Source organism: Streptomyces sp. NPDC093544 (assembly GCF_040683495.1).
Taxonomy (GTDB): domain Bacteria; phylum Actinomycetota; class Actinomycetes; order Streptomycetales; family Streptomycetaceae; genus Streptomyces.
The window spans coordinates 52,582-65,690 of the sequence record NZ_JBFBEA010000001.1; the positions used below are offsets into that span (position 1 = coordinate 52,582).

The following is a 13,109-nucleotide window of genomic DNA, read 5'->3' on the forward strand; positions in this document are numbered from 1 at the left end:
TGTGGCCCGAGGGAGCCAGGTAACCCCGTTCAGTGCGGTGACGGTGTCGGGTCCAGGGCGTTGCCGACGGTGCAGCCACCCTCTCCAAGCATCCGCTGGATCCGGGGCGGCACCCACACCTCGGTGGCGCCGGGGCCCACGCGGGCAAGAAGGCAGTCCTGCGGGTCGAAGCGGTTGCCCTTTACCAACAGGAGAACGCCGACCTTGCCGCCGTCCGCCTTCACCTCGGCATGGATCGCCGGATCCAGATCCAGGGCGGCGAGCGTACGGCGCACCTCGGCCTCGTCCACCCGGCCGCCCTCCGGCACCCGGGGAAGTTTCGCGCGGAGCTCCTCGTACGGCAACCGGGGCGGTTCGGGGGGCGGGGCGAAGGTCAGCGGACGGCCGTCCGGGCAGTCCACATCACGGGGATCCTCACCCCACTCCGACTTGGGCGACACCCGCACCGCGAAACAGCGCCGCACGTCGACCTCCTCAGGGTCGAGCCATCCGTTGTACGCCGAGCCGGACGTGCGGACGACCACTTCGATGCCGTCCCCGTCGTGTGTCGAGGTACCCGTCACCCGCAGTACCTCCACCCCGTCGATGCCGGAGGCGGAGCGCCCGACCTCCTCCGCCGTGCGCGGACGCTGGCCGTAGAGCCGCTCGCCCGCCTTCCTGGCCACCTCCCGTGCGGCGTCGGTCGCCTCGTTCTCGGAGGACTGCACCACCCCGCAACCGGCGATGAACAGCAACAGTGGGGCGATCAGCAGCAGTCGGCGCATGCGACCACCCTTCCGGCGCCGCGCGCGGCGGGTAACCGCTCGTGTACTCAGACCGGCGTAGGTGATCGTACTCAGCGGGTGCGGCGATCAGACATGGGCGCAATCCCGGTGTTGGGGACCAGCGGTACAACCATTGGCCACCCGATGGTTGTGTCGGTCTGGTCGCGGGTCACGCCGGTTTCAGCAGGACGGCCGGCAGCGTCCCACTCACGATCGCCCTCCGCCCGGCGGAGGGCTTCAAGCCGACTCGCCGTTTCCTGCCGGGCGGGCGGGCGGTCGGCGGCCGGGCGTACCCGATGGGTATGGCCGTTCGGTGGAGGTGGAGGGGGCGAGCGCGGGGCCCGTACGAAGCCGCCTGCTCGTTGGTCAGGAGCGGTCGGGTCGGTCGGCTCAAAGGATCGCCGCGCGTGGGACATATGGTGGCGGGCGCGGTACGCGACTCTCGGCCGTGGAGCTGGTCAGCAGGGCAGGGCTAGCACGGCCGGGATCAGTTCCCGTACGGACACCACGTCCATCCGGGCCGGTGATCCCAGGGCCGAGCCGCAGCTCTCGGGGCGGGGCGGGAGCGAGGCGCCCTGGGCTACGACGACGCGCCACACGCGGCCGTCGGTGTGGGCGACGGTCACCTCCCAGCGCGGGGCCTCGCCGTCCGTGTGGACGACGCTCAGGGCGTCCGCGGTGTGCTCACGAGCGGCCGTACGCACGGCCAGCTCGGCCGCCTGTCCGGGCCTCTCCCAGGCGGAGTTCCCGCGGCAGCCCTCGGTGACCACACGCCCCTCCCGGACGCCCTGGAGGATCTCCTTGACGGCGTGGGCCTCGGCCCGCCCATACGCGTATCCGTACGGCAGGACGAGCAAGGTGGGCGAGAAGCGGTGACCGCCGAGGTGGGTGACCTCCCAGGCGCCGTCCACACCGGAGGCGGCGAGCTCGGCGGCGAGGGGGCGGCCGAGCAGGGCGCAGCAGCGGTCGCGCTTGCCGTTGGTGCAGACGAGGGCGAGTGGGTCGCCAGTGTGGGACCGACCCCCAAGAGCGGCGTCGAAGGTGTGATGGTCGCCCATACCGAGCGCGGTGAAGTCGAGGTTGAGCAGCTGCTCGGGGTCGGACGTCATGGCGCTGTGCAGCCATACGTTTCCCGGAGCGGTGTGGGCCGCATACACGTGGCGTTCGGCCGGCGGCCCGAAGTCGGCGTGTCGTCCGGGGCGCCGGATGAGTGCGATCCGTACGCCGGTGTCCTGCGCGGCGGCTTCGAGGGCGCGGCCGAGCGCGGGGTCCAGGTGGCTCGAAGTGAGCGCCTTGGCACCCCAGGGACCGGGCTGTTCGAGCAGCAGCCATGTCCTTGCGGTGGCCGCGGTCCCTGCCAGGGGCTCGTCGAGGTGGAGGGACGCGGTCGTGCACGTACTCACAGAGGTGAGCCTAACCTGACTTCGGGCGGGGCGACTTCCGGCCCCTGGGACGGGGGCGCACTTCGGGCGCGTTCAGCGCGCGTCGGCGTGCGGAGGCGCTCACCCGGGGAGCGGCTGCGGCGGCCGCGCGCCCACGTATCGACCGCTGGGACGCATACGCAACGGGCGCTCCCCGTACTCCTCCAGGATGTGAGCGATCCAGCCCGCCGTACGGGCGATGGCGAAGACTGTCTCGCCCGCCGAGGCGGGCATGCCGGAGGCGACCGTCAGGACGGCCAGCGCCAGGTCGACGTTGGCGTGCAGCGGCCTGTGGCGGGCGGTCGTGGCCACGATGTCGCGGGCCGCCGCCAGGGCGGGTGCCGCGCCGGGAACCGCCTCCAGGAGGGCGAAGAGGGCACGCGCGCGTGGATCCTCGCCGGCGTAGAGCCGGTGGCCGAGCCCCGGGACACGACGCCCGGCGCGCAGCTCGTCCGCGATCACGGGGGCCGCGGTGCCCTGTTCCAGGACATCGAGGAGCAGCCGGTGCGCGAGTCCGCTGGCCGCGCCGTGCAGGGGGCCTTCAAGGACGCCCAGGCCCGCCGACACGGCCGCGTACACGTGTGCCCGGGCAGACGCGGCGACCCGCACCGCGAGCGTGGAGGCGGCCAGGTCGTGGTCGACGAGCAGCCCAAGTGCCGTGTCCAGCACACGCAGTGACGCCTCGTCGGGTGTGCGGCCGCTGAGCCGTGTCCACAGGCGGTGGGCCAGTGGGCCGTCGTCGCGAGGGTCGTACCGCATCGGCGGGAGGGCGGCGACGAGGGTGGGGATGAGGGTGCGTGCGGTGCCGAGGACGGCGTCCTCGGAGAGGTCGTAGCGCAGCGGGTCGTTGGCCGACGCGGCGATCGCGGCGACGCGCAGCCGGTCCGTCGGACCGCTGTGTTCGGGCAGCGCGTCGACGGCGCGGCGCGTGGCGGCGACGGTTGCCTCCGGGGCGCTGAACCGGACGCCGGGGCGCAGCTCTCCGGTCCACAGCCACTCGGCGATCTCCTCGTAGGTGTGCCGGGCCGCCAGTTCGGTCGCGTCGACGCCGCGGTAGTAGTACCGGTCTTCGGCGATCAGGGTGATGCCCGTACGGACGGACAGCTCGCCGCCGGTGCTCGGACTTCCGCCGGTGTCCCGCCTGTTGCGCCGCGCGAGCGCCTCCACCTCCTCGGCGTCGAACGTGCTTCCACGGCCGCCGGGTTCGCGTCGGCTGCCGAGCTGACCGCGGCTCACATAGGCGTAGACGGTCTCGGGCTTCACGCCGAGCAGTTCGGCGGTTTCCCTGGTGCTGAGCCGTCGGCCTTCGTCCCCTGGTGTTGCCGCTTCTTGATCCTTCATGCGTGCCACATCCTTCATGCGTGCCACCGTATCCATGGATCGGCACATTGATTCAATCAATATTGACAAGGATTGAATCAAGCATGGACAGTCGGATCAAGTCCAGGGAGGAAACATGTCGATCAACCGGGCCGCGAACATCTCTGTCGACGTACCGCGAGGACTCGCGGGCGTCGTCGTCACCGACACCGAGCTCGGTGACGTCAGGGGGCTGGAGGGCTTCTACCACTACCGTCAGTACTCGGCCGTCGAACTCGCGCAGACCCGCGGCTTCGAGGACGTCTGGCATCTGCTGGTGCACGGTGAACTGCCGGACGCGGCTCAGAGCGCCGTCTTCTCCGCGCAGACCGCAGCGCTGCGACGACTGCCCGACGACGTGCGTGCCGCACTGCCCGCGATCGCTGCCGCAACCGGACACTCCGGGCCGCTCGCCGGACTGCGCACCGCACTGTCCCTGCTGGGCGCGTCGCTGGGGTTCCGGCCGGTGTACGACATCGACACCGGCCGGCGTCGCGCGGACACCCTCGCCGCGTGCGCGGCCGTGCCCACGTTGCTCACCGCCCTGTACCGCCTGGGCCAGGGGCTGGAACCGGTAGAGCCACGCGAGGACCTCGCGTACGCCGCCAACTACCTCTACATGTTGACTGGTTCAGAGCCGGACGTTGCGCGTGCGAGGGCGATCGAGCGCTACCTCATCTCAACCATTGACCACGGATTCAATGCGTCAACGTTCACAGCGCGGGTGATCGCGTCGACAGGGGCGGATGTGGCGGCCTGTCTGGTCGGCGCTGTGGGAGCCCTCTCGGGCCCCCTCCATGGCGGTGCCCCGAGCCGCGCCCTGGACGCCCTCGATGCGATCGGTACCCCCAACCGCATCGACACGTGGATCCGCGAACGCGTCCTCGCCGGCGAACGCATCATGGGCTTCGGTCACCCCGTCTACCGCACGGAAGACCCCCGGTCGCGCATGCTCCGCGACATCGCGCGGCAGTTCGGCGGCCCGCTGGCCGACTTCGCCGTGGAGGTCGAGCGCCAAGTGGAAGCGATCCTTGCCGAGCTCAAGCCCGGCCGCGAACTCCACACCAACGTGGAGTTCAACGCCGGCGTGGTCATGGAACTGTGCGGCCTGCCCCGCGAGATGTTCACGCCGACGTTCGCCGCTGCCCGCGTGGTGGGCTGGAGCGCGAACATCCTGGAACAGGCGGAGGACCCGAAGATCATTCGGCCGGCGGCTCGGTATGTGGGGCCGGTTCCGCCGGTGGCAGTGCCGAGCATGGCCTAGGGCTGGCCTAGGGCCTGTCCGGCGGAGCAGGTCGGAGGACAGACCCCGGTACGCAAGAGGTCCAGCACCGATCGGTGCTGGACCTCAGGAAGCTGGTGTCGAGCGGCGCCGTGCGGGATGGGCGGCGGCGTTGCTCGGGCCCTCTGGCGTCAGGGGGTGCTGCGCTGGGCGTGTGTGGGGTAAGTGTGGGGCGGGCCGGGGAGAGGAGCCGTTTTCCGGAGATGGGTCGGGGTGACCGATGGATCTCGACGGACCAGGGTCGTGCCCTGTATCGGCCCTGCGACCGCTTCACTTGTCAGGGATGTCCAACTTTGCGCGGATGAGCGTTTCGCGGCTGATGACAACGATGCGTTCGTAGTCCGCGCGCGCGGCGTCATGGGGGAGTTGGCTGTCGAGAGTCGCTGTCGCCTCTGTGCCGATGACGGCGAAATTTCCGTCGCTGAGCTCAAAGATGTCCGGGCACGTCTCGCCTGACAGACTGCCGCGTTCGCGTGGAGATGCACCGATGCGGCGCATGATTTTCAAGGGGATCCCGGTCCTCAGGTTTAGACAGTGAAAACGGAGAAACCCTAGCCGACTCATTACCCACTCAAACGTCGCCCCCCTCTAGGCCAACTGGCCTACTCCGATTGGCTGTTCACCCCTCAAACGTCAGCTCTACTCCGACGGCGGCTCGCCTACGACCCACCACTCTTCGGTGTCGGATTCATCCAGATCACGGACAAGGTCATCCACCATTCGGCCTACGCGTGCCTCGTCCGACGACGGGTCGAGGCTGTCCCGGTGGTGGCGGGTGGCTTCCCAGTAGTTGCGGAAGACTCTGCTCTGGCAGAGCACCCGAACGTGGCCGTAAAGCTCCTGCCAGTTGACATCGCCTGCGCGGTAGGTCTGCAGGGCGTTCGTGTACAGGGCGTTCGCGAAGAGGTATTGGCGACGCAGGCCGGCGTGTGCTTCGACGGGGTCGGCGCTGAGATCGACGGTGCTCATCACGGCCGCCAGCTCAGGGTCGTCCATGGCCATGCTCAGCAGCTGGAAGTGCATGCGCTGCTGCTCGACTCGCAGCCTTAGTTCGTTGTGCTTGCGTTGCTGCGCTGTGAGGAGCGCGAGAGCTCCTGCTGCAAAGGCGAGCCCCGCCGCGGCGGCGGACCCCAACCCGCGTATCCCAGAACTCTGTGTGACCATGTCAACCCCCGAATCAGGCGACCGTTCCGCCGGTCGTCGGTTGTGGGGCGACAGGGAGGACCGGCGAGCGGTGGGCGGCGCGCTTGCCGTCTCCCAGTTTTGCCGAGCGGCTCTGATCGGCAGGGAGGCGGAGAGGAGGCGCACGGAGGGAAGTGCGGGTCGCGTTTCTCGGCGCCTTGCCCAACGTGTGCCCCGCGAGCGCCGCTAACAATCGTTCACTTCGCGACGATTCCTCCCACTCGTATCCTTGGTCGGCATTCATTCCTCGTACGCGTGCCGGTGTGTGAGCCGCACTCGTACGAGAGCCGGTTCCGAGCCGGTGTACGCACCGGTGTGAAAGAGGTCGCCCGTGAGCCAGCACAGTCCGCAGCCGATCCCGAGCGAGCAGTCCGTGGCAGGGGAGACCGTGGTGCAGCCGATCCCGGGCAAGCAGCCCGCAGCCGAGGAGACTGCGGCTGGGGAGCCCGCGGTGCGGCAGATCCCGGTCATCGTCCTCGCCGGTTTCCTCGGCTCCGGCAAGACCACCCTGCTCAACCATCTGCTGCACCGGGGCGGAGGCAGCCGGATCGGGGCCGTCGTCAATGACTTCGGCTCGATCGAGATCGATGCGATGGCGGTGGCCGGGGCGCTGGGGGACTCGACCGTCTCCCTGGGCAACGGGTGCCTGTGCTGTGCCGTCGACGCGAGTGAACTCGACGTCTATCTGGGGCGGCTGGCTCAGCCCTCGGCCCGAATCGACGTCATCGTGATCGAGGCGAGCGGGCTCGCCGAGCCTCAGGAACTCGTACGGATGGTGCTCGCGAGTGAGGATCCGCGGATCGTGTACGGAGGGCTCGTCGAGGTCGTCGACGCCGCCGAGTTCGACGGCACGCGTGAGAAACATCCCGAGATCGACCGGCATCTCGCTCTCGCGGATCTGGTCGTCGTCAACAAGATCGACCGGGCGGCGGAGGGCGAGCGGGTGCTCCGCGTCGTGCGGGAACTCGCCGGCCGTGCCGCCGTCGTACCCGCCAGCTACGGCCGGATCGATCCCGAGTTCCTCTTCGACTGCCGGCCGACCGAGGAGCGCATCGGGCAGCTGTCCTTCGACGATCTCCATGAGCGCGAAGGGGATGAAGGGCACGGTCATGCCGCTCACCTGCACTCCGCCTACCAGTCCCTCTCCTTCACGTCCGAAGTCCCGCTCAGCCCGCGGCGGTTGCTGGACTTCCTCGACAGCAGGCCCGAGGGGCTCTACCGCATCAAGGGGTACGTCGATTTCGGCGCCCACGATCGCGTCAATCGCTACGCCGTGCACGCCGTAGGACGGTTCCTGCGCTTCTACCCGGAACCCTGGCCCGGGTCCGGTGCCGACGAGCGACTCAGCCAACTCGTCCTCATCGGCTCAGGCATCGACACGGCTGCCCTGGCCAAGGAACTGGAGGCGTGCAAAGAGGACGCCCCACACGCCGACGAACACAGCATGTGGGGCGTCCTCCGCTACGTACAGGACAAGGGTTCCGAATAGCCGGGCCCGTCTACACCGGCCCCGCCACCACACCCACCGTCTTCGCCAGCGACACACCCGAGCCGTCACGGCGCGGGTCCATCTCCGGCAGCTCGGCCGGGGTGCCGTTCTTCTGCGCGGCCCGTGCCGGTGCCGGGCCCGCCCAGCCGAGCGAGAGGCAGTCCTCGCCCTTCAGGAACCGCTGGCAGCGCACGCCACCCGTGGCGCGGCCCTTGCGCGGGTACTGGTCGAAGGGGGTCAGCTTGGCCGTCGTCTGGACGGAGTCGTCCAGGGTGCCGCGTGAGCCGGCGACCGTGAAGACCACCGCGTCCACCGCCGGGTCGACCACGGTGAATGAGATCACCTTCGCGCCGTCGACGAGCTTGATGCCCGCCATGCCGCCCGCCGCCCTGCCCTGCGGGCGGACCTGCGAGGCTTGGTAGCGCAGCAACTGGGCGTCGTCCGTGATGAAGACCAGGTCCTCCTCGCCGGTGCGCAGCTCGGCAGCGCCGACGATCCGGTCGCCGTCCTTGAGCGTGATGACCTCCAACTCCTCCTTGTTCGAGGGATAGTCGGGGACCACGCGTTTGACGACGCCCTGCGCCGTGCCGATCGCCAGCCCCGGCGAAGACTCGTCGAGCGTCGTCAGGCAGATCACCGTCTCGTCCGCCTCCAGGGAGGACAGGAACTCCGAAATCGGCGCGCCTCCGGAGAGGTTGGGCGCCGACGCCGTCCCAGGCAGCTGCGGGAGGTCGATCACGTTCAGCCGCAGCAGGCGGCCGGAGGAGATGACCGCGCCGATCTCGCCGCGGGCCGTCGCGGGCACCGCGGAGATGATCAGATCGTGCTTGGCGCGCTTGTCCTCCTCGGCCTCTCCGAAGGGGTCGCCATTGGCCGTACGGGCGAGCAGGCCCGTGGAGGACAGCAGGACCCGGCACGGGTCGTCCGCCACCTGGAGCGGGACCGTGGTGGCGGTGGCGCCCGCGGATTCCAGCAGCACGGTGCGCCGGTCGGTGCCGAACTTCTTGGCCACCGCGGCCAGTTCGGTGGAGACCAGCTTGCGCAGCTCGGTGTCCGAATCCAGGATGCCGGTCAGCTCGTCGATCTCGCCGTTGAGCCGGTCGCGCTCCGACTCCAGCTCGATGCGGTCGAACCGGGTCAGCCGGCGCAGCGGCGTGTCCAGGATGTACTGCGTCTGGATGTCGCTGAGCGAGAAGCGCTCGATCAGGCGCTCCTTCGCCTGCGCCGAGTTGTCGCTGGAGCGGATGAGGCGGATGACCTCGTCGATGTCGATCAGGGCGACGAGGAGGCCCTCGACCAGGTGCAGCCGGTCGCGCTTCTTGGTGCGGCGGAACTCGCTGCGGCGGCGTACGACGGTGAAGCGGTGGTCGAGATAGACCTCGAGGAGCTCCTTGAGGCCCAGGGTGAGGGGCTGGCCGTCCACCAGCGCCACGTTGTTGATGCCGAAGGACTCCTCCATCGGCGTCAGCTTGTAGAGCTGCTCCAGGACCGCCTCCGGCACGAAGCCGTTCTTGACCTCGATGACCAGACGCAGGCCGTGCATGCGGTCCGTGAGGTCTTTCACATCGGCGATGCCCTGGAGCTTCTTGGCGCCGACCAGGTCCTTGATCTTGGCGATCACCTTCTCCGGGCCGACGGCGAAGGGCAGTTCGGTGACGACGATGCCCTTGCGCCGGGCCGACACGTCCTCGATCGACACCGTGGCGCGGATCTTGAAGGTGCCGCGGCCGTTCTCGTACGCGTCCCTGATCCCGGAGAGGCCGACGATCCGGCCGCCGGTGGGCAGGTCGGGGCCCGGGACAAGCTTCATCAGCGTGTCCAGGTCGGCGCCCGGGTGGCGGATCAGGTGGCGGGCGGCCGCGATGACCTCGCCGAGGTTGTGCGGCGGCATGTTCGTGGCCATGCCGACGGCGATGCCCGACGCGCCGTTGACCAGGAGGTTCGGGTACGCCGCCGGGAGGACGCCCGGTTCCTGCTCCTGGCCGTCGTAGTTCGGCGAGAAGTCGACCGTGTCCTCTTCGATGGACTCGGTCATGAGTGACGTGGCGTCGGCCATCCGGCACTCGGTGTAACGCATGGCGGCCGGCGGGTCGTCGTTGCCGAGCGAGCCGAAGTTGCCGTGGCCGTCGACCAGCGGCAGGCGCATCGAGAAGGGCTGGGCCAGGCGCACCAACGCGTCGTAGATCGACGCGTCGCCGTGCGGGTGGAGCTTACCCATAACTTCGCCGACGACGCGGGCGCACTTCACATAGCCGCGATCGGGGCGCAGGCCCATCTCGTTCATCTGGTAGACGATGCGGCGGTGCACGGGCTTGAGGCCGTCGCGGGCGTCCGGCAGGGCTCGGGAGTAGATGACCGAGTACGCGTACTCGAGGAAGGAGCCCTGCATCTCGTCGACGACGTCGATGTCGAGGATGCGCTCCTCGAAGTCGTCGGGCGGTGGCGGGGTCTTCGTGCTGCGGCGGGCCATCGCTGCTGCGGCTCCTTCACAGTCTCTGCCTGGGCATGAACGGGTTCTGACGCGCACCATTGTGGACCGCCCCACTGACAACGCGGACCACGACCCGTCTGTTGAGGGTCTTTGCGGGCCGCTCAGAGGGTCTTGTCGCCCTGTCCGAGCCGGGCTCCGGGCGTACGAGGGCGGTACGTGTTCGTCGCTCTCGTCGTACGAGATCCGTAAGAGATCCGTACGAGATCCGTACGACGATTCTCGCTCTCGGCGTACGAGGTGCGGGAACTTCGCCAGCTGTCCGCGCGCTTGCATACAGTGGCAGGACCGACAGGAAATCCGTAGTTTTCCGCGATCGAAGGGACGTACATGCCCATGGGTCACACGGCCACAGCTGAGGCAGGCTCCGGCGGGCTGACAGCGACCGAGCACCGCCTGGCCAACGGCCTGCGCGTGGTGCTCTCCGAGGACCACCTGACCCCGGTCGCGGCGGTGTGCCTCTGGTACGACGTCGGCTCGCGCCACGAGGTCAAGGGGCGTACCGGCCTCGCCCACCTCTTCGAGCACCTGATGTTCCAGGGCTCGGGTCAGGTGAAGGGCAACGGCCACTTCGAGCTGGTGCAGGGAGCCGGTGGTTCGCTGAACGGCACCACCAGCTTCGAGCGCACCAACTACTTCGAGACCATGCCCACCCACCAGCTGGAGCTCGCCCTCTGGCTGGAGGCGGACCGTATGGGCTCGCTGCTCGCCGCGCTCGACGAGGAGTCCATGGAGAACCAGCGGGACGTCGTCAAGAACGAGCGGCGCCAGCGCTACGACAACGTCCCCTACGGGACCGCGTTCGAGAAGCTGACCGCGCTCGCGTACCCCGAGGGCCACCCCTACCACCACACGCCGATCGGGTCGATGGCCGACCTGGACGCGGCCACCCTTGAGGACGCCCGCGCGTTCTTCCGCACCTACTACGCGCCCAACAACGCGGTGCTGTCGGTCGTCGGGGACATCGACCCCCAGCAGACCCTCGCCTGGATCGAGAAGTACTTCGGCTCGATCGCCGGGCACGACGGCAAGCCCGCGCCGCGTGACGGCGCCCTGCCCGACATCATCGGCGAGGAACTGCGCGAGGTCCTCGAAGAAGAGGTCCCCTCGCGCGCGTTGATGGCCGCCTACCGGCTCCCGGAGGACGGCACGCGCGCGAGTGACGCGGCCGACCTGGCGCTCACCGTCCTCGGCGGCGGCGAGTCGTCCCGGCTCTACAACCGGCTCGTACGCCGCGACCGCACCGCCGTGGCGGCCGGGTTCGGCCTGCTGCGGCTCGCCGGAGCGCCCTCCCTGGGGTGGCTCGACGTGAAGACCTCCGGTGACTTCGAGCTCCCCGTCATCGAGGCCGCCGTGGACGAGGAGCTCGCCCGGTTCGCCGAGGAGGGCCCCACGGCCGAGGAAATGGAGCGCGCCCAGGCCCAGTTGGAGCGTGAGTGGCTGGACCGGCTCGGCACCGTCGCGGGCCGCGCCGACGAACTGTGCCGGTACGCCGTCCTGTTCGGCGACCCGCAGCTCGCCCTGACCGCCGTACAGCGCGTCCTCGACATCACCGCCGAGGAGGTCCAGGAGGTCGCCAAGTCCCGCCTGCGCCCCGACAACCGCGCGGTGCTCGTCTACGAACCGATCGCAGCCGAAGACGCCGAAGACGCTGAAGACACCGACGAGGAGGCGGCGAAGTGACCGAGCTCGCCACCATGGAGTTCCACCCCCAGCCGCAGGCCGGCGAGGCCAGGCCGTGGGCCTTTCCCGCACCCGAGCGAGGCACTCTGGGCAACGGCCTGACCGTGCTGCGCTGCCACCGCCCCGGCCAGCAGGTCGTCGCCGTGGAGGTGCTGCTCGCCGCACCGCTGGAGGCCGAGCCAAGGGGCCTCGACGGTATCGCCACGATCATGGCGCGGGCCTTCTCCGAAGGCACCGACAAGCTTTCCGCCGAGGAGTTCGCCGCCGAGCTGGAGCGCTGCGGCGCCACACTTGACGCGTACGCCGACCACCCCGGCGTACGCCTGTCGCTCGAAGTCCCCGTCTCACGCCTCCCCAAGGCCCTCGATCTGCTCGCCGACGCCCTGAGGGCACCGGCGTTCGCGGACAGCGAGGTCGAGCGGCTGGTGCGCAACCGGCTGGACGAGATCCCGCACGAGAGCGCCAACCCGGGCCGCCGCGCCGCGAAGGAGCTCTCCAAGGAGCTGTTCCCGGCCACATCGCGCATGTCGCGCCCGCGCCAGGGCACCGAGGAGACGGTCACGGCCATCGACTCGGCGGCCGTACGCGCCTTCTACGAGAAGCACGTACGCCCCGCCACGGCCACCACGGTGATCGTCGGCGACCTCACCGGAGTCGACCTCGACGCGCTGCTCGCCGACACCCTCGGCGCCTGGACCGGCTCGTCCGCCGAGCCGCGCCCCGTGCCGCCGGTGACCGCCGACGACACCGGCCGGGTCGTCATCGTGGACCGCCCCGGCGCCGTCCAGACGCAGCTGCTCATCGGCCGTGTCGGCGCCGACCGGCACGACCGTGTGTGGCCCGCCCAGGTGCTCGGCACGTACTGCCTCGGCGGCACCCTCACCTCGCGCCTGGACCGCGTCCTGCGCGAGGAAAAGGGTTACACCTACGGTGTGCGGGCGTTCGGCCAGGTGTTGCGCTCCGCGCCGGACGGCACAGGCATCTCGATGCTCGCCATCAGCGGCTCCGTGGACACCCCGAACACCGGCCCGGCGCTCGACGACCTCTGGAAGGTGTTGCGGACCCTCGCCGCGGACGGCCTGACGGACGCCGAGCGTGATGTCGCCGTACAGAACCTGGTGGGCGTGGCGCCCCTCAAGTTCGAGACGGCGGCGGCCGTCGCGGGCACGTTGGCCGACCAGGTCGAGCAGCACCTGCCGGACGACTACCAGGCGACGCTGTACCGGCAGCTCGCCGCCACCGGCACGGTGGAGGCCACCGCGGCCGCCGTGAGCGCCTTCCCTGTGGACCGTCTGGTGACGGTCCTGGTGGGCGACGCCGCGCAGATCGAGGAGCCCGTCAAGGCTCTCGGAATCGGTGAAGTGAGCGTCGTTCCGGCGGAGTAGGAACGGGAGTAGGACAGCAGCTCCCCGGGGCCCAGGAGATTACAGAGTCTCCTGGG

The 13,109-nt window shown here is 69.7% G+C and carries 10 protein-coding genes; 4 read left to right on the plus strand and 6 right to left on the minus strand.

Features of this window, described 5'->3' with window-relative positions:
• Nucleotides 1-29: 29 nt before the first annotated feature.
• The 3 genes from AB0N66_RS00190 to AB0N66_RS00200 form a co-directional block, all read right to left on the minus strand.
• Complete coding sequence (locus AB0N66_RS00190) at nt 30-764, minus strand: translation initiation factor IF-2 (protein ID WP_365426143.1); 735 nt, start codon at nt 762-764, stop codon at nt 30-32.
• Nucleotides 765-1,222: 458 nt separating this feature from the next.
• Nucleotides 1,223-2,167: a sucrase ferredoxin gene (locus AB0N66_RS00195; RefSeq protein ID WP_365426146.1), complete on the minus strand. Its 945-nt coding sequence runs from the start codon at nt 2,165-2,167 to the stop codon at nt 1,223-1,225.
• 99 nt (nt 2,168-2,266) lie between these two features.
• A complete protein-coding gene (locus tag AB0N66_RS00200; protein ID WP_365426149.1) occupies nt 2,267-3,526 on the minus strand; it encodes a citrate synthase in 1,260 nt (419 codons plus the stop codon).
• Between the two features lie 115 nt (nt 3,527-3,641).
• Between AB0N66_RS00200 and AB0N66_RS00205 the strand changes: the two genes are divergently transcribed.
• Nucleotides 3,642-4,808, plus strand: a complete 1,167-nt coding sequence (locus AB0N66_RS00205) for a citrate synthase/methylcitrate synthase (RefSeq protein ID WP_365426151.1) — start codon at nt 3,642-3,644, stop codon at nt 4,806-4,808.
• 288 nt (nt 4,809-5,096) lie between these two features.
• Here AB0N66_RS00205 and AB0N66_RS00210 read toward each other — a convergent pair whose 3' ends face one another.
• On the minus strand, nt 5,097-5,333 hold the full coding sequence (locus AB0N66_RS00210) for a hypothetical protein (RefSeq protein WP_365426154.1): 237 nt from the start codon (nt 5,331-5,333) through the stop codon (nt 5,097-5,099).
• Nucleotides 5,334-5,465: 132 nt separating this feature from the next.
• Complete coding sequence (locus AB0N66_RS00215) at nt 5,466-5,990, minus strand: DUF6082 family protein (RefSeq protein WP_365426157.1); 525 nt, start codon at nt 5,988-5,990, stop codon at nt 5,466-5,468.
• A gap of 469 nt (nt 5,991-6,459) precedes the next feature.
• On the opposite strand from AB0N66_RS00215, the gene AB0N66_RS00220 reads away from it, so the two are divergent.
• Complete coding sequence (locus AB0N66_RS00220; protein WP_365427254.1) at nt 6,460-7,497, plus strand: GTP-binding protein; 1,038 nt, start codon at nt 6,460-6,462, stop codon at nt 7,495-7,497.
• Nucleotides 7,498-7,507: 10 nt separating this feature from the next.
• On the opposite strand, the gene AB0N66_RS00225 is transcribed toward AB0N66_RS00220, so the two are convergent.
• Nucleotides 7,508-9,967, minus strand: coding sequence for a DNA topoisomerase IV subunit A (locus tag AB0N66_RS00225; protein WP_365426160.1), 2,460 nt, complete (start codon nt 9,965-9,967; stop codon nt 7,508-7,510).
• Between the two features lie 348 nt (nt 9,968-10,315).
• Here AB0N66_RS00225 and AB0N66_RS00230 point away from each other — a divergent pair, with 348 nt between their 5' ends.
• Nucleotides 10,316-11,668, plus strand: a complete 1,353-nt coding sequence (locus AB0N66_RS00230) for a pitrilysin family protein (RefSeq protein ID WP_365426163.1) — start codon at nt 10,316-10,318, stop codon at nt 11,666-11,668.
• Complete coding sequence (locus tag AB0N66_RS00235; RefSeq protein ID WP_365426166.1) at nt 11,665-13,053, plus strand: pitrilysin family protein; 1,389 nt, start codon at nt 11,665-11,667, stop codon at nt 13,051-13,053. Before AB0N66_RS00230 ends, AB0N66_RS00235 begins: the two co-directional genes overlap by 4 nt.
• The last annotated feature ends 56 nt before the right edge of the window (nt 13,054-13,109 follow it).